At 73.2% G+C, this 21620-nt stretch carries 15 protein-coding genes; 6 read left to right on the top strand and 9 right to left on the bottom strand.

The genetic code is table 11. From position 1 onward, the window contains the following. The 5 genes from nirB to PV343_RS23155 form a co-directional block, all read right to left on the bottom strand. Positions 1–2025: nitrite reductase large subunit NirB (nirB, locus tag PV343_RS23175; RefSeq protein ID WP_319148870.1), on the bottom strand; the 2025-nt coding region annotated here is incomplete at its 3' end. Beyond that, positions 2026–3240, bottom strand: a complete 1215-nt coding sequence (locus PV343_RS23170; RefSeq protein ID WP_319148869.1) for an NAD(P)/FAD-dependent oxidoreductase — start codon at positions 3238–3240, stop codon at positions 2026–2028. A gap of 187 nt (positions 3241–3427) precedes the next feature. Further along, a complete protein-coding gene (locus PV343_RS23165; protein WP_319148868.1) occupies positions 3428–4060 on the bottom strand; it encodes a class F sortase in 633 nt (210 codons plus the stop codon). A gap of 151 nt (positions 4061–4211) precedes the next feature. Further along, positions 4212–4856 (bottom strand): hypothetical protein, encoded by a 645-nt coding sequence (locus PV343_RS23160; RefSeq protein WP_319148867.1) that lies wholly within the window; start codon positions 4854–4856, stop codon positions 4212–4214. A gap of 404 nt (positions 4857–5260) precedes the next feature. Next, positions 5261–6910, bottom strand: a complete 1650-nt coding sequence (locus tag PV343_RS23155; protein WP_319148866.1) for a M4 family metallopeptidase — start codon at positions 6908–6910, stop codon at positions 5261–5263. A 141-nt stretch (positions 6911–7051) separates the two neighbouring features. On the opposite strand from PV343_RS23155, the gene PV343_RS23150 reads away from it, so the two are divergent. After that, complete coding sequence (locus tag PV343_RS23150; protein WP_319148865.1) at positions 7052–7486, top strand: gamma-glutamylcyclotransferase family protein; 435 nt, start codon at positions 7052–7054, stop codon at positions 7484–7486. Here PV343_RS23150 and PV343_RS23145 read toward each other — a convergent pair. Both PV343_RS23145 and PV343_RS23140 read right to left on the bottom strand, forming a co-directional pair. Next, positions 7473–9683, bottom strand: a complete 2211-nt coding sequence (locus tag PV343_RS23145) for a molybdopterin oxidoreductase family protein (RefSeq protein WP_319148864.1) — start codon at positions 9681–9683, stop codon at positions 7473–7475. The two genes, PV343_RS23150 and PV343_RS23145, sit on opposite strands and share 14 nt — an antisense overlap. Before the next feature lie 246 nt (positions 9684–9929). Next, positions 9930–10607, bottom strand: a complete 678-nt coding sequence (locus tag PV343_RS23140) for a vancomycin high temperature exclusion protein (protein ID WP_319148863.1) — start codon at positions 10605–10607, stop codon at positions 9930–9932. A gap of 219 nt (positions 10608–10826) precedes the next feature. Here PV343_RS23140 and PV343_RS23135 point away from each other — a divergent pair, with 219 nt between their 5' ends. The 5 genes from PV343_RS23135 (at position 10827) to PV343_RS23115 (ending at position 17818) form a co-directional block, all read left to right on the top strand. Continuing rightward, entirely contained in the window at positions 10827–11705 is an 879-nt protein-coding gene (locus PV343_RS23135) for a sirohydrochlorin chelatase (RefSeq protein ID WP_319148862.1), read from the top strand. A gap of 76 nt (positions 11706–11781) precedes the next feature. Beyond that, positions 11782–13056, top strand: coding sequence for a deoxyguanosinetriphosphate triphosphohydrolase (locus PV343_RS23130; RefSeq protein WP_319148861.1), 1275 nt, complete (start codon positions 11782–11784; stop codon positions 13054–13056). A 152-nt stretch (positions 13057–13208) separates the two neighbouring features. Then, positions 13209–14474: an NAD(P)/FAD-dependent oxidoreductase gene (locus PV343_RS23125; RefSeq protein WP_319148860.1), complete on the top strand. Its 1266-nt coding sequence runs from the start codon at positions 13209–13211 to the stop codon at positions 14472–14474. A 47-nt stretch (positions 14475–14521) separates the two neighbouring features. Further along, complete coding sequence (dnaG, locus tag PV343_RS23120) at positions 14522–16435, top strand: DNA primase (protein WP_319148859.1); 1914 nt, start codon at positions 14522–14524, stop codon at positions 16433–16435. 165 nt (positions 16436–16600) lie between these two features. Further along, positions 16601–17818 carry an RNA polymerase sigma factor gene (locus PV343_RS23115; RefSeq protein ID WP_319148874.1) on the top strand — a complete coding sequence of 406 codons (1218 nt, stop codon included), beginning with the start codon at positions 16601–16603 and terminating at the stop codon, positions 17816–17818. A 73-nt stretch (positions 17819–17891) separates the two neighbouring features. Here the strand turns inward: PV343_RS23115 and PV343_RS23110 are convergent, their stop codons facing one another. Continuing rightward, positions 17892–19817, bottom strand: coding sequence for an ABC transporter ATP-binding protein (locus PV343_RS23110; RefSeq protein WP_319148858.1), 1926 nt, complete (start codon positions 19815–19817; stop codon positions 17892–17894). Beyond that, a complete protein-coding gene (locus PV343_RS23105) occupies positions 19817–21550 on the bottom strand; it encodes an ABC transporter ATP-binding protein (RefSeq protein ID WP_319148857.1) in 1734 nt (577 codons plus the stop codon). The genes PV343_RS23110 and PV343_RS23105 overlap by 1 nt, the downstream gene beginning before the upstream one ends. Positions 21551–21620: the final 70 nt, after the last annotated feature.

Below are 21620 nucleotides of genomic sequence, written 5' to 3'. Positions count from 1 at the left end.
GTCGATCGCCATGCGGACCGAGTCCTGCACGCCGTACCGGCACCAGGTGGAGCCCACGCAGGACTTCACCGTGCGCAGCGACTTGCCGTAGGCGTGCCCGGACTCGAAGCCGGCGTCCACCAGCCGCGCCCAGATCAGGGGCAGTTGCTCGACCCGCGCGCCGAACATGTCGATCCGCTGGCCGCCGGTGATCTTCGTGTAGAGGCCGAAGTCGCGGGCGATCTCCCCGATCACGATCAGCTTCTCGGGCGCGATCTCCCCGCCCGGGATGCGCGGCACGACCGAGTACGAGCCGTTGCGCTGCAGGTTGGCCAGGAAGTGGTCGTTGGTGTCCTGGAGGGCCGCCTGCTCACCGTCCAGGACGTAGCCGCTCGCGCCGATCGCCGGGGCGAGGGAGGCGATGATGGAGCCGACGGCCGGTTTGCAGACCTCGCAGCCGTCGCCGCCCCGGGCGTCCTCGCGGCCGAACCGGTCCAGCAGCTCGCGGTACGACGTGAGGCGCAGGGCGCGGACGATCTCGTACAGCTCCTCGCGGGTCTGGCCGAAGCAGCCGCACAGGCCCTTGTCGACCTCGACGCCGCTCGCCTCCAGCTCCGCGTCCACGAGCTGTCCGAGTACCTTGACGCAGCTTCCGCACCCGGTGCCCGCCCTGGTGCACTTCTTCACCTCGGGCACGGTGGTGCACGCGTGCTCGGTGACCGCGCCGCGGATGGTGCCCTTGCTGACGTTGTGGCAGGAGCAGATGATCGCCTCGTCCGGCAGCGCGGTCGGGCCGAGTGGGACCCCCGAGTCCGCTCCGGCGGGCAGGACGAGGGACTCGGGGGAGACCGGGGGCACCGAGCCGGTCAGCGCGCGCAGGGTGCCGTACGCCTCCGCGTCGCCGACCAGGATGCCGCCGAGCAGCGTGCCGTCGCCGCCGATGACCAGCTTCTTGTACAGGCCCGCGCGGGAGTCGGAGTAGACGACGTCCAGGCAGCCCTCGGCGGTGCCGTGCGCGTCGCCGAAGGACGCCACGTCCACGCCGAGCAGCTTCAGCTTGGTGGAGAGGTCGGCGCCGGTGAAGGACGCCTCGTCGGCGGCGATGGTCGCGGCGGCCGTCTCGGCCTGCTCGTAGCCGGGGGCCACCAGGCCGTACACCCGGCCGTCCGCGGCCAGCGCGCACTCGCCGATCGCGAACACGTGCGGGTCCGTGGCCGTACGGCACTGCTCGTCGACGGTGATGCCGCCGCGCTCGCCGACGGCGAGGCCGCAGTCGCGGGCGAGCTGGTCGCGGGGGCGGACACCGGCGCTGAACACCACCATGTCGGTGGCGAGTTCGGAGCCGTCGGACAGCTTCATGCCGGTGACGGCACCGGCGGCGTCCGTCACGATCTCCTGGGTGCCGACGCCGGTGTGGACCGTCAGGCCCATGTCCCGGATGGTGCGCAGCAGCGCCGCGCCACCGCCGTCGTCCACCTGCACCGGCATCAGGCGCGAGGCGAACTCCACGATGTGGGCGGCGAGTCCGAGCCCCTTGAGCGCGCCGGCCGCCTCCAGGCCGAGCAGGCCGCCGCCGACCACCGCGCCGGTGGTGGCGCGGGCCCTGGCGTACTCCTCGATGGCGAGCAGGTCCTCGATGGTGCGGTAGACGAAGCAGCCGGTGGCGTCCTTGTTCGGCACGGGCGGCACGAACGGGTAGGAGCCGGTGGCCAGGACGAGCACGTCGTAGTCGATCACCAGACCGGAGCGGGCGGTCACCTTGCGCGCCGCGCGGTCGACGTGCTCCGCCGGGTCGCCGAGGTGCAGTTCGATGCCGTGGTCCGCAAGGAACCCGGCGTCGGTCAGCGACAGGTCCTCGGGCGTCCGGCCCGAGAAGTACGAGGTCAGCTGCACGCGGTCGTAGGCGGGGCGCGGCTCCTCGCACAGCACGACCACCCGGTGGGTGGCGGTCAGGCCGCGCTCGGCGAGCGCTTCGAGGAAACGCTGGCCGACCATGCCGTGGCCGACGAGCACGATCGTGGGGGTGGCCCCCGGGGTGGCGGTCATTCAGGAGCCTCCATCATGGGTGAGCAGGTGGAGCAGGGGGCCGTCCGCCGGGAGCGGCTCTGCTCCCTCCCAGGCGCGGGCGAGCGCGCCGACGGTGCCGAGTTCGCCGACTAGGACCCCGCCGACCAGGCGGTCGTCGCGGACGACGACCTTGCGGTAGGTGCCCCGGGTGGCGTCGGTGAGCTGCACCACGTCGTCGCCGGGGCGGCCCTCGGGCTCGCCGAACGCGGCGAGGTCGAGGGGGGAGCCGGGACCGGTGAGGGTCAGCCGGGTCAGGGAACGGGTGCCGGTGTAGCGGGCGTCCGCGTCACCGGAGAGCAACCGGGCCAGTGCGTCGGCCTGTTCGAGGGCCGGGGCGGCCAGGCCGTAGAGCGTCCCGTCGTGCTGGGCGCAGTCGCCGACGGCGTGCACGCGCGGGTCGGAGGTGCGCAGTTCGTCGTCGACGAGGACGCCCTTGTGGACGGCGAGGCCCGCCTGCTCGGCGAGGCCCGTGCGCGGGCGCACCCCGCAGGCCAGGACCACCAGGTCGGCGTCGAGCGCGTACCCGTCGGCCAGCTCCACCGAGCGGACCGCGCCGCCGGCCGTGCGCACGTCCCGCACCCGGCACTCGGTGTGCACCTCGACGCCGAGCTCCCTCAGATGCCGCAGCACCAGGTGGGAGGCGGGCGGGTCGAGCTGGCGCTCCATGAGCCGCTCGGCCTGCTGGGCGAGGACGACCTGGGCGCCGCGCGCGGCCAGCGCGCGGGCCGCGGAGACCCCGAGCAGGCCGCCGCCGACGACGACCGCCCGCACGCCCGGCCGCACCGCTGCGGACAGTCCCAGGCAGTCGTCCATGGTGCGGAACGCGTGGACGCCCTCGGGGAGCCGGTGGTCGGGGGTGAACAGGCCGCGCAGCGGTGGCAGCACCGGGTTGGACCCGGTGGCCAGCACCAGGGTGCCGTAGCCGATCGGCGGGCCGTCGGCGCGGTGCAGCAGCCGGGCCGCGCGGTCGATGCCCGTGACGCGGGCGCGGACGTGGCCGGCGGGTGCGGGGAGGGCGATCACCTCCGGCGCGTACCGGCCGGCCAGCACCTCGGCGAGCAGCACCCGGTTGTAGGGCGGGTGCGCCTCGTCACCGACGAGCAGCGCGGGCGTGCCCAGCTCGCCGAGGCGGCGGGCGAGGCGGGCGCCCGCGAGGCCGGCGCCGATCACCACCACACGCGTTTCCGAGGTCATGCAGGCAGCGTGCGGCCCCGAGGTTACCCGGCCGCATCGCTCCTGTTTCCCGGCGGGAACGCTGCCCTCAGCGGGGGCGCGCGGGAGGTGTGAGGGGCCCGCGCACGCGCCGGACGCGGGTCAGGGGGCTGTCGTGCCGCTGGGATCAGGAGGCGGTCACTCGGCTGCCGGTCACGCGACCCGTCGGTCAGGAGGCGGCGGCCCGGCTGCCGGTCAGGTGGGCGAACACCACCACGTTGCCCTGGTAGCCGGTGGCCTTGGAGTAGCCGCCGCCGCAGGTGATGACGCGCAGTTCGGGGCGCGCGGCCGCGCCGTACACCTTGTCGTCGGGGAAGGCGCGGGCGGAGTAGACCTCCACCGCGTCCACGGTGAACACGGCCACGGTGCCGTCCTGGCGGTCCACCTCGACGACGGCGCCGCGCCTGAGGGCGCCGAGGTCGTAGAAGACGGCGGGGCCCTCGGTGTTGTCGACGTGGCCGGCGACGACGGCGGTGCCCGTCTCCCCGGGGGTGGTGCCGGCCTCGTACCAGCCGGCGAGGTTCTTCTTCTCGGCGGGCGGCACGTCCAGGCTGCCCGAGGGGGTGAGCGCCAGGCCCATCAGGGGGGCGTTCACGCGGATCGCGGGGATGCGGATGCGGGTGGGCGGGGACGGTTCGAGCGCGGCGGCCGTGAGCCGTTCCTCCACGGGGTCGGGCCGGCCCTCGGCGGCCGTCGGCTGCGGCGGCGCGTGCGTCCCGCTCGCGGCGCCGAGCAGCCACACCGCCGCGCCCAGTGCGACGACGGTGACCGCGGCTATCGCGGTGTCCCCGATCCTGCGCATGTGAACCCCTCTCCCGGAGGCGTACCTCCTGCGAGGCGGGACCGGCAGGGGTCCCCGAGGTGGGCCCCGGCCCCCTCCGGGCCGCGAGGGGCATCGGACCCGGAGGGGGCGGGGCTTGCGGTACCGGCGGACGGACAGCGGAGGGTGTCCGTCAGATCCCGTCGCCTCTCGCCCGGCGATGCAGGAGCCAGGTACCGCCCGCGGCGGCGACGGCCAGAGCCGCCACACCCGCCGTGGTCTGCACGGGGTCGTTGCCGAGTGCGCCACCGACCCCCGTCTTCACACTTCCCCGCGGCTGCACCTGCTCGTGCGCCGCGGCCAGCGCCACCACCAGGTCACCGGTGACCTGCCGGGTGCCCTCCGCGCACTTCGCGACGATCTCGTACGTCCCGGGCTGCGCGCTCGGCGGCACCCGGAACTGGCCGATGGCCTCGCCCTCGTGGGTGCTGGGCGCCAGCGTGAACGTCCCGGCGCCGACCGCGCCCGCGTCGCCGAGCGCCGTGCCCTTCTCGCCGCACGCCGCGGTGTTCACGGTGACCTGGCTGCCCGGCGCGGTCATCGACGGGTACACCTGAAGGCTGTCGGTGAGGGCGCCGAGGGGGCGTGCCGGGAGCGGGAGGGTGAGCCCGCCGATGCCCGCGGGACCGAGCAGGGCCACGGTCGCGGCGCCGGCCGCGGCGCCCGGCGGGCGGACCGCGGTGCGGACGGCCGTGGCGGCGTGGGCCGGTGCCGTGGCGAGTCCCGCCGTCGCCACGGCGAGCGCGGTACCGGTCAGCAGACGGGCGGTGCGTCGCATGGTGCTCCCCAGAGCTTGTCCGACTCGTTCAGGGGTGCGCCCCTGCCCTTCCGAGGTAAGTGGCACTCGGCCCGGACCGCTTGCCGAGATCTCGTCGGGACTGTGCCGAACGGGTGGCCGCCGGGGCCCTCGCGAGGCCCGGCGAGGGAGTGTTCGTGCAGGTCAGCGGCGTGGGTGGAGGCGTGCGGAATAACAAGTACGAAGAACACACGAATGGAGCGACGGGCGCCGGTGAACGGGTGACGACACGTCAGCCGACCCCGGACACGGCGGAGCGGGCAGGGCGGAGCGGACACGGCGGAGCGGGCAGGGGGAGCGGGCAGGGGGGAGCGGGTGCGGCGGAGCGGACACGGCGAAGGGCCGGTGCCCGGACGGGCACCGGCCCCCTGCGATGCGGGACCCGGTCAGTTGACGTTGACCGCGCTCCACGCGGCCGCCACCGCGTTGTACTCCGTGCTCCCCGCGCCGTAGAGGTCCTTGGCCGCGTTGAGGGTGGCCGTGCGGGCGGCCTTGTAGTTCGTCGAGGACGTCATGTAGACCGTCAGCGCCCGGTACCAGATCTTGCCGACCTTGTCCCGGCCGATGCCGGTCACCGACGAGCCGTTGTACGTCGGCGAGTCGTAGCTGACGCCGTTGATGGTCTTCGCGCCGCTGCCCTCGGCGAGCAGGTAGGCGAAGTGGTTGGCGACGCCCGAGGAGTAGTGGACGTCGAGGTTGCCGACCGAACTGCTCCAGTAGTCGGCCGAGTTGCCGTCCTTGGACGGCTTGTCCATGAAGCGCAGGGCGGCCTTGCCGAAGCCCGGCTTCACGATCTTCTCGCCGATGAGGTAGTCACCGGGGTCGGAGGAGTTGCCGGCGTACCACTCCACCATGGTGCCGAGGATGTCGGAGGTGGCCTCGTTGAGGCCGCCGGACTCGCCCGAGTAGGTCAGGGCGGCCGTCTTCGACGTCACCCCGTGGGACATCTCGTGCCCGGCGACGTCCAGCGCGACCAGCGGCCCGAAGGTGGTGCCGTCACCGTCGCCGTACGTCATGCAGAAGCAACTGTCGTCCCAGAAGGCGTTGTTGTAGTTGCTGCCGTAGTGGACGCGGTTGTACGAGCCCTTTCCGTCGCCAGCGATGCCGTTGCGGCCGTGGACGTTCTTGTAGTAGTCCCAGGTCTCGTCGGTGCCGTACTGGGCGTCGACGGCGGCCGAGGCGCGGTCCGAAGTGGCGCCGGTGCCCCAGTGGTTGTCGGCGTCCGTGAACAGCGTCGCGGGGGCGCGGCTGAAGCAGATGCCGAAGAAGCACAGGTCGGTCTTGCCCTGGGCGTCACCGGTGTAGGTGTTGCCGCGGGTCGGGTCCTTGAGCTGGTACGACGACCCGGACTGGGTGGTCTCCAGCGCGACGGTCCCGCTGTACAGGGAGGCGCCGTCGCCGGCCGCGGTCTCGATGCTGTCCCAGGCGTCGATCTGGGCGCCGGTGCGGGCGTCGGTCAGCACGGTGCGGGCGACCGGGTTGCCGAGCGAGTCCTGGCCGACGGCGTTCGTCCGCCAGGCGAGCTTGGGCGCCCCGTGCAGGGCGTCGACGACCAGTTCGGGCTTGGCCTTCACCTGCTTCAGCGCCTCGCCGAGGTTGGCGGCGCGCAGGGCGTTCACCGCGAGGCCGGCGGCTCTGGGGCCGGAGACCTCGGGGGTGACCGAGGGCAGCGACAGCAGGCTCCGGGTGGCCCGGTCGGCATTGCGGTAGGCGCCGTCCGGGGCCAGGTGGACCACGAAGTCGCCGCCGAGCACCGGGAGTCCGCGGTAGGTGCGGTCGTACCGGACGTGCTGGGTGCCGTTCCGGTCCACGACGACGTCGCGGACGCTGGTGTCCTGCGCGGAGGTCAGGCCCAGGCTCGCCGCGTGCGCCACGAGGGCCGAGGCGGCGTTGTGCACGGCGGTGGCCCGGGTCGGCCGGGCGTCGGCCTGTGCGGCGGGGGAGAGGGCGGTGGCCACGAGGGTCGCGGCGGTGACGGCGATGCCGGCGGTGGCGAGACGACGGGATCCTCGGACGTGCTGGCGTATCCGACTCATCTGTCTCCTTGGGGAGGCGCCTGTGAGGCGTGGGGGATGGCGCGGCGGTCGTGACAGAGATTTAAGGGGCCATGACATGTCATGTCCATAGCGCCTCCATGGAGATGTGTGGGGAGGGCGGGGGGATGCAGAATCGTTTCCGTGATCACTTCGGACCAGCGGCACCCGCTGCCGTTCTTCGTCTACGGCACCCTGCGCCCCGGCGAGGCCAACCACGACCTGTTCCTGCGCGGACGGACGGAGTCGGAGGAACCGGCCCGCCTGCCGGGCGCGGCGCTCTACGACGGCCCCGGCTACCCCTACGCCGTGGAGCGGCCCGGCGCGGGACCGGTGCACGGCGAACTGGTGACCGCGCTACCGGAGACCTACGACCGCCTGCTGGCCGAACTCGACCGGCTGGAGGAGTACGTTCCGGGCGACCCGGGCAACCTCTACGAGCGCGTCGCCCGGGACGTGCGGCGACCGGACGGCGGCACCGTGCGGGCCTGGGTGTACCTCGCGGCACCCCGGGTCGCCGCCGGCCTGCTCGACCGTGGCACCGCCCTCACGGACGGCGACTGGCTCACCCGCCGCTGACCGGCCCGGCCGCGCGCCCGCTTTGCTCGCGGGAGCCCAGCGCCTCCACCCGCACCGCGCACGACTTGAACTCCGGCATGCGGGAGACGGGGTCGAGCGCCGGATTGGTCAGGGTGTTGGCGCGGCCCTCGCCCGGCCAGTGGAAAGGCATGAACACCGTGTCCGGCCGGATGCCGGAGGTGATCCGGGCGGGGGCCACGGCGCGCCCGCGCCGCGACACCACGGCCACCGGGTCGCCCTCGGCCGCCCCGAGCCGGGCCGCGAGCCGCGGATGCAGTTCGACGAACGGTCCGGGCGCCGCCGCGTTCAGCTCCGGCACCCGCCGGGTCTGCGCCCCCGACTGGTACTGCGCGACCACCCGGCCGGTCGTCAGCAGCAGCGGGTACTCGGCGTCCGGCTCCTCGGCGCCCGCCCGGTGCGCCACCGCGACGAACCGGGCCCGCCCGTCCCCGGTGGCGAACCGGTCGAGGAAGAGCCGGGGGGTTCCGGGGTGCGCGGCGGGTTCGGCGTGCGCGGGACCGCCGTCCCCCGACGCGCTTCCGTCCCCCGACGGGCTTCCGTCCCCCGACGGGCTTACCTCCTCCGTCGCCGGCTGTGCCGGGCACGGCCAGAACAGGCCGTTCTCCTCGGCGAGCCGGCGATAGGTGATGCCCGAGTAGTCCGCCGGGCCGCCCGCGCTCGCCCGGCGCAGTTCCTCGAAGACCTCCTCCGGGTCGGCCGGGAAGCCCTTCTCCACGCCGAGGCGGGCGGCCAGGGCGTGCAGCACCTCCAGGTCGCTGCGGACGCCCGGAGGCGCGGCGACCGCCCGGCGGCGCAGCAGGACCCTGCCCTCCAGGCTGGTCGTCGTCCCCGTCTCCTCGGCCCACTGGGTGACCGGCAGCACCACGTCCGCCAGCTCCGCCGTCTCGGAGCGGACCACGTCGCACACGGCCAGGAAGTCCAGCGAGCGCAGTCGCTCCTCGACGTGTGCCGCGTGCGGCGCCGACACCACCGGGTTGGAGCCCATCAGCAGCAGCGCGCGGACGTCCCCGCCCAGCGCGTCCAGCAGTTCGTACGCGCTGCGTCCCGGCCCCGGCAGCGCGTCGGGGTCCACGCCCCACACCTCGGCCACGTGTCGTCGCGCCGCCGGGTCGTCCAGCTTGCGGTAGCCGGGCAACTGGTCGGCCTTCTGGCCGTGTTCACGTCCGCCCTGACCGTTGCCCTGCCCGGTCAGACAGCCGTACCCGGACAGCGGACGGCCCGCGCGGCCGGTCGCCAGGCACAGGTTGATCCACGCGCCCACCGTGTCCGTCCCCTTGGACTGCTGCTCCGGTCCCCGCGCCGTCAGCACCATCGCCGACTCCGGCTCGCAGAACAGCCGCACCGCCTCCCGCAGTTGTGGAACGGACACCCCCGTGATCCGCTCCACGTACTCGGGCCAGTGCCCCATGGCCGCGGCCCGGGCCTCCGGCCAGCCCACCGTGCGCTCGCGGATGAACTCCTCGTCCGTACGGCCCTCGGCCACCACCAGGTGCAGCAGGCCCAGCGCGAGCGCCAGGTCGGTGCCCGGGCGGGGCGCCAGGTGCAGGTCGGCCTGCTCTGCGGTCCGCGTGCGGCGCGGGTCCACCACGATCAACGTGCCGCCGTTCTGACGCAGTTCGCTGAAGAAGCGCAGGGACGGCGGCATGGTCTCGGCGAGGTTGGAGCCGACCAGGATCACGCACCCGGTCCGCGGGACGTCCTCCAGCGGGAACGGCAGCCCCCGGTCGAGCCCGAACGCCCGCGTGCCCGCGGCCGCCGCCGACGACATGCAGAAGCGGCCGTTGTAGTCGATCTGCGAGGTGCCCAGCACCACCCGAGCGAACTTGCCCAGCGCGTACGCCTTCTCGTTCGTCAGCCCGCCCCCGCCGAACACGCCGAGCGCGTCGGCTCCGTGCCGCTCCCGGACCGACGCCAGTGCCCCGGCGATCCGGTCCAGCGCCTCCTCCCAGGAGGCGGGCACCAGCCGGCCGCCGGACCGCACCAGCGGCGAGGTCAGCCGTACCGCCGGGGACAGCACCTCGGCGGCCGTACGGCCCTTGCCGCACAGCGCGCCCCGGTTCACCGGGAAGTCCGGCCGCTCGGTCACCTCGACGCCACCCTGCGGCAGCGCGGTGACGTTCATCCCGCACTGCAGGGCGCAGTACGGGCAGTGCGTGGGCGTCGCGGCGGTGTCCATGCGGACCAGCGTGCTTCGGGCGTGTTACGGCCCGCCCCGCTCCCGGTTACACGGCCGGGACGACGACCTCCCCGCGCCACCGCACCCGCCGTGAGGCGACGGCCTCCCCGCGCCAGCGCACCCGCCGTGAGGCGACGGCCTCCCCGCGCCAGCGCACCCGCCGTGAGGCGACGGCCTCGGCCTGCCGAAGGGCCCGCGGCAGGCGACCGCCACCGCCTGCCGGACCGCCCGCCGAGCGGTCCCGGCTCAGCGTTCCGCCGCGAGCGCCCGCGCCACCCCGTGCTCCTTGCGGCCGAGGAACTGCGGATCGGGGCGGAACACCGCGTCCAGCGCCGCCTTGCCCGCCGCGAACACCTCGCGCGTCCCGCCGTAGTACCAGGTCGTGTCGTGCTTGGCGGCCACGCCGATCCCGTACGACTCCACCCCGGCCGCCTCGCACAGCGCCACCGCCCGCCGGATGTGGAAGTCCTGGCTGATCAGCACCGCCCGGTCCACCCCGAAGATCTTCTTGGCCCGGACACAGGAGTCCCAGGTGTCGAAACCGGCGTAGTCGCTGACGATCCGCCGGGCCGGCACCCCGTGCTTCGCGAGGTAGGCGCGCATGGCGTCCGGCTCGTCGTAGTCCTCGCGGCTGTTGTCGCCGGTGACCAGCACGACCTCGATCCGGCCCGCCCGGTACAGCCGGGCCGCCGCGTCCAGCCGGTGCGCGAGGTACGGTGACGGCTCCCCGTCCCACAGCCCGGCCCCGAACACCACGGCGACCTCCGTGCGCGGTGCGTCCGCCGTCGTCCGCAGCCGGTCCGCCGTGGACACGTACAGCCAGGTGGCCGGCAGCAGCGCCAGCACGCACGCGGCCATCACGGCCTGCACCAGCAGCCGCCGGCCCCTGCGGGTGCGCGGCAGCCGTGGTCGACGGATCTTCATGCGGTCCCCCACGGATCGGTGCGGCCGGCGGTCCCCGGCGGGCGGTCCCGGCGGGCGGTCCCGCCCCCTCGGGCCCGGCCATCGGTCCCGACCATGGAGGACGCGAACGGGGCCGGTCCGGTTCAGCTCACATCGCGCATCCGTGCGAGGTGAAGCCACGGAAAACAGTCGTGACGGCCCGGCAACGGCCGCGCAACCTCCCACCGCCAGGATCTTCCCATGACGGCGTCGAACCCCCTCCGCGACGAGCCCGCCCGCCACCTCGACAGCACGGCGCACCTCATGCACAGCATCAGCAGTCAGCTCGCCGACCGGCTCCGGCTGGTCCACCCCGACGGCCGCCGCCGCACGGCCCCGGCCGCAGCCCCTGCCGCCGTCCCGCCCGCCCTCGTGCTCGTCGCCCACGGCAGCCGCGATCCGCGCGCGCTCGACACCGTAGGGGCCCTGGCGGACCTGGTGCGCGCGCTGCGCCCCTCACTCCTCGTCCGCCTGGGGCACATCGAGCTGAACGAGCCGCTGCTCCCGGACACCCTCGCGACCCTCGGCGGCACCCCGGCCGTCCTCGTCCCGCTGCTGCTCGGGCGCGGCTACCACGTCAAGCGGGACATCCCCGAGATGGCGGCGGCCGCGTCGGCGCGGGTGCGCGTGGCCGTCCCGCTCGGCCCCCACCCGCTCCTCGTGCAGACCCTGCACGCCCGGCTGACGGAGGCCGGCTGGCGCCCGGACACCGCCGCCGGCGGCACGAGCGCCGTCGTCCTCGCCGCGGCCGGCTCCCGCGACCCCGACTCGGCCGCCGACACCCGCCGCACCGCCCGCCTGCTCGCCGCCCGCCTGGGCGTCCCGGTGGTCCCCGCGTACGCCTCCGCGGCCACCCCGACGGTGGCGACGGCGCTGCGCGCGCTGGCCGCGCGGGGCCGCCACGACGTGGCCGTGGCGTCCTGCTTCACGGCACCGGGCCGCTTCGCCACGCAGTGCGCGGCACAGGCACCCGGGATCGCCTCCGCGCCCCTGGGCGCCCACGAGGCGATGGCCCGCCTGGTCCTGCACCGCTACGACCAGGCGCGGGCGATGACCGGGGCCGAACCGGCGTCCGCCTGACCGCCCCGGCACGACCCGGCGCACCCCGGGCGCCCGGCAGCCCCCGATTGTCACCGCCGACGCTTACTGTCGAATCATGGAAGGCATCGCACTCCTCGACACCTACGACCCGGCGTCCCTCGAACGCTGGGCCCCCGAGCCCGACAAGCGCCCAGGCCGCACCGCCTTCCAGCGCGACCGCGCCCGCGTCCTGCACTCCGCCGCGCTGCGCCGGCTGGCGGGCAAGACCCAGGTGGTCACGCCGGGCACCGCCGGCCAGGTCTGGGACGCCAGCCCCCGCACCCGCCTCACCCACTCCCTGGAGTGCGCCCAGGTCGGCCGTGAGCTGGGCGCGGCCCTCGGCTGCGACCCCGACCTGGTGGAAGCCGCCTGCCTCTCCCACGACCTCGGCCACCCGCCCTTCGGCCACAACGGCGAACAGGCGCTGAACGAGTTCGCCGACGACTGCGGCGGCTTCGAGGGCAACGCCCAGTCCCTCCGGCTGCTCACCCGCATCGAGCCCAAGCGGTTCACCCCCGAGGGCTCCGTCGGCCTCAACCTCACCCGCGCCGCCCTGGACGCCGCCACCAAGTACCCCTGGCCGCGCGGCGCCCATCCCACCGACCCGGCCTCCCGGAAGTTCGGCGTCTACGAGGACGACCGCCCGGTCTTCGACTGGGTCCGCAGCACCGCCCCCGGCACCCGTACCTGCTTCGAGGCCCAGGTCATGGACTGGTCCGACGACGTGGCCTACTCGGTGCACGACGTCGAGGACGGCCTGCACGCCGGTCACATCGACCCCACCTGCCTGCACGCCGAGCCCGAACGGCAGGCGGTGTTCGCCGTGGCCGTCGGCCGGTACGTGCCCGTCGGCACCGACCCGGCGGAACTCGCCGCGGCCCTCGACCGCCTCCAGGACCAGGAGTGGTGGCCGCACGGCTACGACGGCTCCGCGGCCGCCCAGGCCCGCCTCAAGGACGCCACCAGCCAGCTCATCGGCCGGTTCTGCCTGGCCGCCGAGGTGGCGACCCGCGCCGCCTACGGCGGCAGCAGGCTCACCCGGTACGACGCCGAACTCGTCGTCCCCCGCGAGGCCCGCATGGAGTGCGCCGTGCTCAAGGCGGTCGCCGACCGGTACGTCATGCAGCGCGCCGAGCAGGAGCGGCTGCGCGCCGACCAGCGGGTCGTCGTCGCCGAGCTGGCCGAGGCGCTCACCGCCCGCGCCCCGGACGGCCTCGACCCGCAGTTCCGGGCCCTGTTCGACCAGGCGTCCGACGACCACGCGCGCAAGCGGGTGATCGTCGACCAGATCGCCTCGCTCACCGACGCCTCCGCCCGCTCGCTGCACGCGAGACTGACGGGGCGTATCTGAGACGGTCCATGTCCGAGGCAGGGCATGTCCGAGGCGGGGCATATCCGAAAGGAAAGTGACCGAGGGTGGCCTGATCGGGTCACTCCCCCTTCCCGCAGCACGCCGGGTGCGGGACGCTCGCATGTGGCGGCACCCTTACGAGGAGGCATCAAGTGGTCGACGCGGATCAGACATTCGTCATCGTCGGAGGCGGTCTCGCCGGCGCCAAGGCGGCCGAGACGCTCCGGGCGGAGGGCTTCACCGGCCGGGTGATACTGATCTGCGACGAGCGCGACCACCCCTACGAGCGGCCGCCGCTGTCCAAGGGCTACCTGCTCGGCAAGGAGGAGCGGGACAGCGTCTTCGTGCACGAGCCCGCCTGGTACGCGCAGAACGACGTCGAGCTGCACCTCGGCCAGACCGTCGACCGGATCGACCGCACCGCGAGGACCGTGCGCCTCGGCGACGCCGGCACCCTCGTCCACTACGACAAGCTGCTGCTCGCCACCGGCGCCGAGCCCCGCCGCCTCGACATCCCGGGCACGGACCTGGCGGGCGTCCACCACCTGCGCCGCCTCGCCCACGCCGAGCGGCTCAAGGGCGTCCTCACCTCGCTCGGCCGGGACAACGGGCACCTCGTGATCGCGGGCGCCGGCTGGATCGGCCTGGAGGTCGCGGCGGCGGCCCGCGAGTACGGCGCCGAGGTCACCGTGATCGAACCGGCGCAGACCCCGCTGCACGGCGTCCTCGGCCCCGAGCTGGGCAACGTCTTCGCGGAACTGCACCGCGCCCACGGCGTCCGCTTCCACTTCGGGGTGCGGCTCACCGAGATCGTCGGCCAGGACGGCGTGGTCCTCGCCGCCCGCACCGACGACGGCGAGGAGCACCCGGCGCACGCCGTCCTAGCCGCGATCGGCGCGGCCCCGCGCACCGCGCTCGCCGAGGCGGCCGGCCTGGAGCTGGCCGACCGGGCGCACGGCGGCGGGGTCCTGGTGGACGAGCGGCTGCGCACCTCCGACCCTGACATCCACGCGGCCGGTGACGTCGCCGCGTTCCCCCACCCCCTCTTCGACACCCGCATCCGGGTCGAGCACTGGGCCAACGCCCTGAACGGCGGCCCGGCCGCGGCCCGCGCGATGCTCGGCCAGGACGTCACCTACGACCGCGTGCCGTACTTCTTCACCGACCAGTACGACCTGGGCATGGAGTACAGCGGCTGGGCGCCGCCGGGGTCGTACGACGAGGTGGTGATCCGCGGCGACGCGGGCAAGCGGGAGTTCATCGCGTTCTGGGTCCGCGAGGGCAGGGTCCTGGCCGGGATGAACGTGAACGTGTGGGATGTCACAGAGCCCATCCAGCGGCTCGTCCGTTCCCGGGCCGCGGTGGACACCGAAGCCCTCGCCGACCCGCACGTACCGCTCGACGGTCTCGCCTCCTGAGCCCCATGGGGACCGGCACTGTCCGACCGCCCCCGTAGAATTCACCCGTGGCAGGACGGATCAACGACGAGGACGTGAAGGCGGTACGGGACGCGGTCCCGATCGACGCCGTGGTCTCCGAGTACCTCCAGCTGCGCAACGCGGGCGGCGGCAACCTCAAGGGCCTGTGCCCGTTCCACGACGAGAAGTCGCCGTCCTTCCAGGTCAGCCCGAGCAAGGGACTCTTCCACTGCTTCGGCTGCCAGGAGGGCGGCGACACCCTCACCTTCGTCATGAAGGTGGACCACCTCTCCTTCTCGGAGGCGGTCGAGCGGCTCGCCGCCCAGGCCGGCATCACGCTGCGCTACGAGGAGGGCGGCTACAACCCCGCCCACCAGCGCGGCGAGCGCATCCGCCTGGTCGAGGCCCACAAGATCGCTGCCCAGTGGTACGCCGAGCAGCTCGCCACCGGCCCCGAGGCCGAGACCGGCCGGGTCTTCCTCGCCGAGCGCGGCTTCGACCAGGCCGCCGCCGTCCACTTCGGCGTCGGCTACAGCCCCCAGGGCTGGGACCACCTCACCCGCTACCTGCGCGGCAAGGGCTTCACGGACAAGGAGCTGATCCTCTCCGGGCTGTCGCAGGAGGGCCGGCGCGGTCCCATCGACCGCTTCCGGGGCCGGCTGATGTGGCCGATCCGCGACATCGGCGGGGACGTCGTCGGCTTCGGCGCCCGCAAGCTCTACGAGGCGGACAACGGCCCGAAGTACCTGAACACGCCCGACACGGCGATCTACAAGAAGTCCCAGGTGCTGTACGGCATCGACCTCGCCAAGCAGCACATCGCCAAGTCCAGCCGGGCCGTCGTCGTCGAGGGCTACACCGACGTCATGGCCTGCCACCTGGCCGGTGTCACCACCGCCATCGCCACCTGCGGTACGGCCTTCGGCGGCGACCACATCAAGATCCTGCGCCGCCTGCTCATGGACAACGGCTCGGCGCGCGTGATCTTCACCTTCGACGGCGACGCGGCCGGCCAGAAGGCCGCGCTGCGCGCCTTCGAGGACGACCAGAAGTTCGCCGCCGAGACCTACATCGCCATCGCGCCCGACGGCATGGACCCCTGCGAGCTGCGCCTGGCCAAGGGCGATGACGCGGTCGCCGACCTGGCCGAACCACGCACCCCGCTCTTCGAGTTCGCGCTCCGCCAGATCGTGGCCCGCTACGACCTGAACACCCCGGCCGGCCGCGCCGCCGCCCTGGACGAGGCCGCCCCGATCGTCGCCCGCATCAAGAACAGCGGCGCCCAGCACGAGGTCGCCGTCGAACTCGCCGGCATGCTCGGCATCCTCGACACCCAGTTCGTGGTCAAGCGGGTCGCCCAGCTGGCCCGCTGGGCCCGCGAGCGCGGCGGCGGCCGGGGCGGCCCGCAGCAGCAGTCCCGCGCCCCCCAGCAGCAGTGGGAGACCGGCCCCCGCGCCGCGGCCCCGTCCGGGCCGGCCCTCACCCTGCGCAACCCCGTGCACGCCGCCGAACGCGAACTCTTGAAGCTCGCCCTCCAGCGGCCCGAACTCGTCTCCCCGGCCTTCGACGCGTACGGCGCCGACGAGTTCACCGCCCCGCCCTACACGGCCGTGCACCGGGCGATCGCCGAAGCGGGCGGCGCCGAGTACGGCGTCCAGGACGCGCAGGAGTACCTGGTCCGGGTCCGCGAGGCCGCGCCCGACGACGCCGTCCGCGCGATGGTCACCGAACTGGCCGTCGAACCGATTCTGCGCCGCACCGTGGACGAGACGTACGCGGGCACGGTCCTGGTGCAGATCCGCCGCCGCGCCGTGGAGCGACGTGTCCGCGACATCCAGTCCCAGCTGACCCGGCTGTCCACCGGCGGCGACCCCGCCGAGCTGGCCGCCGTGCAGAACGAGATGTGGGTCCTCCAGCAGTACGACCAGGCCCTTCGGGAGCGGGGAGCGGAGGCGCTCTAGCGCTCCGGGCGCCCGGTCCTGCCCGCCACGATCACCAGTGGGTCACGGACCGGACGCAAAAAGTCACCGCACGCCCCTCGTGGCGGGGATGTGTCGTACTCCACACTGGGTGCGGTGCCCGAGTCCTCCGCTCCCGAAGTGCCGCTGCCGGACTGCTGAGCAGCGATCATCCTGGAGGTCGCCCCCGTGCAGACCCAGACCCTCACCCAGACCGACGGCAGTACCAGCGCCACCAGCACCGCCGCGGACGAGTCGGACGCGGAGCCGGACGTTCTCGTGGCCGTGCCGCCCCAGGGCCGAGCCCCCCAGCACCCGGAGGGGGTGCCCGCCGAACCGGCGGAGCCGCCCGCCGAAGCGCTCACGGAAGAAGCCGCCGAAGCCGCGGAGAGCGAGGAACCCGAGGGCCCCGGGGAACTCGACGACTCCGCCGAGCGCGCCGGGGCACCGCTCGCCGCCCGCGCCGAGACCGGCGGCCCCTCCGCCGACCTGTTCCGCCAGTACCTGCGCGAGATCGGCCGCATCCCGCTGCTCACCGCGGCCGAGGAGGTCGAGCTCGCCCGCCGGGTCGAGGCCGGGCTGTTCGCCGAGGAGAAGCTCGGCAGCACCCCCGACCTGGACAGCCGGCTCGCGCACGACCTGGACCGGCTCGTCGTCATGGGCCGGATGGCCAAGCGCCGTCTCATCGAGGCCAACCTGCGGCTCGTGGTCTCCGTCGCCAAGCGCTACGTCGGTCGCGGGCTGACCATGCTCGACCTGGTCCAGGAGGGCAACCTCGGGCTCATCCGGGCCGTCGAGAAGTTCGACTACGCCCGCGGCTACAAGTTCTCCACCTACGCCACCTGGTGGATCCGGCAGGCCATGTCCCGCGCGCTGGCCGACCAGGCCCGCACCATCCGCGTCCCCGTGCACGTCGTGGAGCTGATCAACCGGGTCATCCGCGTCCAGCGCCGCATGCTCCAGGAACGCGGCTACGAGCCGACGCCCGAGGAGGTCGCCGCCCACCTCGAACTGCCGCCCGAGCGGGTCGGTGAGGTGCTGCGGCTCGCCCAGGAACCGGTGTCCCTGCACGCCCCGGTCGGCGAGGAGGACGACGTCGCCCTCGGCGACCTCATCGAGGACGGCGACGCCGCGTCCCCCGTGGAGTCGGCCGCGTTCCTGCTGCTCAGGGAGCATCTTGAGGCGGTCCTCTCCACCCTCGGCGAACGCGAGCGCAAGGTCGTCCAGCTCCGCTACGGCCTGGCCGACGGCCGCCCGCGCACCCTGGAGGAGATCGGCCGGCTGTTCGGCGTGACCCGGGAGCGGATACGACAGATCGAGTCCAAGACCCTCAACAAGCTCCGGGACCACGCCTTCGCGGACCAGCTCCGGGGCTACCTCGACTGAGCCCGGACGCACGGGGGGCCGCCCACCTCGGTGAGCGGCCCCCGTGTCCGTCCCGCCGGCCCGGCCGACCCGGTCAGTCGACCTCGGCGACCGCCTGCGCGAACTGGGCCTTGTACAGCCGCGCGTACGCCCCGCCGGCCTCCAGCAGCTCGGTGTGCGCACCCTGTTCGACGATGGAACCGTTCTCCATCACCAGGATGGTGTCGGCGTCCCGGATCGTCGACAGACGGTGCGCGATGACGAACGAGGTCCGCCCGTCGGCGAGTTTGGCCATCGCCTTCTGGATCAGCACCTCGGTCCGGGTGTCCACGGAACTGGTCGCCTCGTCCAGCACCAGGATCGTCGGGTCGGACAGGAACGCCCGCGCGATGGTGATGAGCTGCTTCTCACCGGCGCTGACGCCCGTGCCCTCGTCGTCGATCACGGTGTCGTAGCCGTCGGGAAGGGTGCGGATGAACCGGTCCGCGTGGGCGGCCCGCGCCGCCTCCTCGATCTCGCCCGGGGTGACCTCGCGCGAGGCGCCGTAGGCGATGTTCTCCGCGATGGTGCCGCCGAACAGCCAGGTGTCCTGGAGCACCATGCCGATCCCGGAGCGCAGGTCGTCCCGGGACATCCGGCGGATGTCCACTCCGTCCAGCAGGATGCTCCCGCCGGAGACGTCGTAGAACCGCATCAGCAGGTTGACCAGCGTGGTCTTGCCCGCACCGGTCGGTCCGACGATCGCCACCGTCTGCCCCGGCTCCACGGTCAGCGACAGGTCCTCGATCAGCGGCTTCTCGGGCTCGTAGCGGAACGACACGCGCTCCAGGCGCACCCGGCCGCGCAGCTCGGCCGGCCGCTCGCCCGGCACCGGGTCCGCCTCCTGCTCCTCCGCGTCCAGGAGTTCGAAGATCCGCTCGGCCGAGGCGACACCCGACTGCACCAGGTTCGCCATCGACGCGACCTGCGTCAGCGGCATCGAGAACTGCCGCGAGTACTGGATGAAGGCCTGCACGTCGCCGATGGACAGCGCGCCCGACGCGACCCTGAGGCCACCGACGACCGCCACCAGCACGTAGTTCAGGTTCGACACGAACATCATCAGCGGCTGCATGACCCCGCTGTTGAACTGCGCCCGGAAGGAGGCCTCGTACAGGGCCTCGTTCTGCTCGGCGAACTGCTTCGCCGACTCCTCCTGCCGCCCGAACACCTTCACCAGGGTGTGTCCGGTGTACATCTCCTCGACGTGCGCGTTCAGCTTGCCCGTGGAGCGCCACTGCTGCACGAAGTGCGGCTGCGACCGCTTGCCCACCCGGGTGGCGACCACGAACGACAGCGGCACGGTCACCAGTGCGACCAGCGCCAGGATCCAGGAGACCCAGAACATCATCACGAGCACGCCGATGATGGTCAGCAGCGAGTTGATGAGCTGCCCCATCGACTGCTGGAGCGTCTGCCCGATGTTGTCGATGTCGTTGGTGGCGCGGGACAGCACCTCACCGCGCTGGCGCTTGTCGAAGTACGACAGCGGCAGCCGCGACAGCTTCGTCTGCACGGACTCGCGCAGCCGGTACATCGTGCGGTTCACCGCCCGGTTCACCAGCCGGGTGGCGACCGCCATCAGCAGACCGGCGACCAGGAACGTGCCGAGCGCGAGCAGCAGCACATGGCCGACGGCCGTGAAGTCGATGCCCTGGCCGGGGGTGAAGTCGGTGCTCTTGAGCATGTCCGCGATCTGGCCCTGGCCGTGGTCGCGCATCGACTGGAGCACCTGCTCCTTGGTGGCCCCGGCGGGCATCCGGCGGCCGATGATGCCGGCGAACACCAGGTCGGTGGCCCGCCCCAGGATCTTGGGGCCGATCACGCTGAGACCCACGCTGATCACCACGCACGCCAGCAGGGCGTAGATGGTGACCCGTTCGGGCCTGAACTGGGCGACGAGCCGTTTGCCCGACCCCTTGAAGTCCATCGAGCGCTGGTCGGGACCGCCCGCCATCATGCGTCCCATGGGCCCGGCCATCAGGCAGCCTCCGCTTCCGTGAGCTGGGAGAGCACGATCTCCCGGTAGGTCTCGTTGCCCGCCATCAGCTCGTGGTGCCGGCCGGTGCCGACCACCCGGCCCTCGTCGAGCACGACGATGCGGTCCGCGTCCCGGATGGTCGCCACCCGCTGGGCGACGATGACGACGGTCGCCTCGGCGGTCTCCCGGGCCAGCGCGGCGCGCAGGGCGGCGTCGGTGGCGTAGTCGAGCGCGGAGAAGGAGTCGTCGAACAGGTAGATCTCCGGGCGCTGCACCAGCGTGCGGGCGATGGCGAGCCGCTGGCGCTGACCGCCCGAGACGTTGGTGCCGCCCTGGGCGATCGGCGCGTCCAGGCCGCCTTCCAGCTTCGTCACGAAGTCCTTGGCCTGCGCGACCTCCAGCGCGTGCCACAGGTCCTCGTCGGTGGCGTCCGGATTGCCGTAGCGCAGGTTGGTGGCGACCGTACCCGCGAACAGGTACGGCTTCTGCGGCACCAGGCCGACCGTCTTCGCCAGGAGCTTCGGCTCGACCTGCTGGACGTCCACGCCGTCCACCAGCACCTCGCCCTCGGTGGCGTCGAAGAGCCGGGGGACCAGCCCCAGCAGCGTGGACTTGCCGCTGCCGGTCGAGCCGATGACGGCGGTCGTCTCGCCCGGCCGGGCCACCAGGGCGATCGACCTCAGCACCGGCTCCTCGGCACCCGGATAGCGGAAGCCCGCGCCCCGGATCTCCAGGTGCCCGTGCCGGCGCAGCTCGGTCACCGGCGCGAGCGGCGGCACCACGCTGGAGTCGGTGCCCAGGATCTCCTCGACGCGCTCCGCGCAGACCTCCGCGCGCGGCACCATCATGAACATGAATGTGGCCATCATCACAGACATGACAATCTGCATCAGATAGGCCAGGAACGCGGTCAGGTCGCCGATCGCCATCCCGCCGCTGTCGATCCGGTGGGCGCCGAACCAGACCACCGCGATCGACGACACGTTCACCACCGTCATGACGATCGGGAACATCAGCGCGAGCATCCGGCCGGTGGCGAGCTGCATGTCGGTCAGCTCGCCGTTCGCCTTCCCGAACCGGCCCTTCTCGTACTCGTCCCGGATGAAGGCGCGGATCACCCGGTTGCCGGTGATCTGCTCGCGCAGCACCCGGTTCACCGTGTCCAGGCGGACCTGCATGGACCGGAACAGCGGCCGCAGCCGGCGCACGATCAGGGTCACGGAGATGCCGAGCACCGGCACCACGGCCACGAGCACCGCGGACAGCGGCACGTCCAGGCCGAGCGCCAGCACGATCCCGCCGACGCACATGATGGGCGCCGAGACCATCAGGGTGAACGTCATCAGGGCCAGCATCTGGACCTGCTGCACGTCGTTGGTCGTACGGGTGATGAGCGACGGGGCCCCGAAGTGACCCACCTCACGCGCGGAGAAGGACTGCACCCGGTCGAAGACGGCACCGCGCACGTCCCGGCCGAGCGCGGCGGCGGTGCGGGCGCCGTAGTACACGGCGCCCATGTTGCAGACGACCTGGGCCAGCGAGATGCCGATCATGAGGGCGCCGAAGGACAGGATGTAGTCCGTGTCCCCCTTCACGACACCGTTGTCGATGATGTCGGCGTTGAGCGTGGGCAGGTAGAGGGTGGCGCAGGTCTGCAGGAACTGCAGCAGCACCAGGAAGGCTATGGGTTTCCTGTAGGGCCTGAGATAGGTCCGCAGAAGTCGTATGAGCACGCTACGTCTCTCGGAGTCGGCGATGGGGCGGGTCGGTGTGCCCTTCGCCCCTATCGTCGGACACTCCACC

This window comes from Streptomyces sp. WI03-4A (genome assembly GCF_033792105.1).
GTDB classification, from domain to species: domain Bacteria; phylum Actinomycetota; class Actinomycetes; order Streptomycetales; family Streptomycetaceae; genus Streptomyces; species Streptomyces collinus_A.
The sequence above is the reverse complement of the archived record's forward strand: the minus strand, read 5'-3'. Positions and strand labels throughout refer to the sequence as shown.

What these genes read in the sequence shown, in the direction of transcription:
- PV343_RS23170 (WP_319148869.1), bottom strand. Translation starts at nt 3,240, where the DNA reads ATGACCTCGGAAACGCGTGTGGTGGTGATCGGCGCCGGCCTCGCGGGC.
- PV343_RS23165 (WP_319148868.1), bottom strand. Translation starts at nt 4,060, where the DNA reads ATGCGCAGGATCGGGGACACCGCGATAGCCGCGGTCACCGTCGTCGCA.
- PV343_RS23160 (WP_319148867.1), bottom strand. Translation starts at nt 4,856, where the DNA reads ATGCGACGCACCGCCCGTCTGCTGACCGGTACCGCGCTCGCCGTGGCG.
- PV343_RS23155 (WP_319148866.1), bottom strand. Translation starts at nt 6,910, where the DNA reads ATGAGTCGGATACGCCAGCACGTCCGAGGATCCCGTCGTCTCGCCACC.
- PV343_RS23145 (WP_319148864.1), bottom strand. Translation starts at nt 9,683, where the DNA reads ATGGACACCGCCGCGACGCCCACGCACTGCCCGTACTGCGCCCTGCAG.
- PV343_RS23140 (WP_319148863.1), bottom strand. Translation starts at nt 10,607, where the DNA reads ATGAAGATCCGTCGACCACGGCTGCCGCGCACCCGCAGGGGCCGGCGG.
- PV343_RS23135 (WP_319148862.1), top strand. Translation starts at nt 10,827, where the DNA reads ATGACGGCGTCGAACCCCCTCCGCGACGAGCCCGCCCGCCACCTCGAC.
- PV343_RS23130 (WP_319148861.1), top strand. Translation starts at nt 11,782, where the DNA reads ATGGAAGGCATCGCACTCCTCGACACCTACGACCCGGCGTCCCTCGAA.
- PV343_RS23110 (WP_319148858.1), bottom strand. Translation starts at nt 19,817, where the DNA reads ATGGCCGGGCCCATGGGACGCATGATGGCGGGCGGTCCCGACCAGCGC.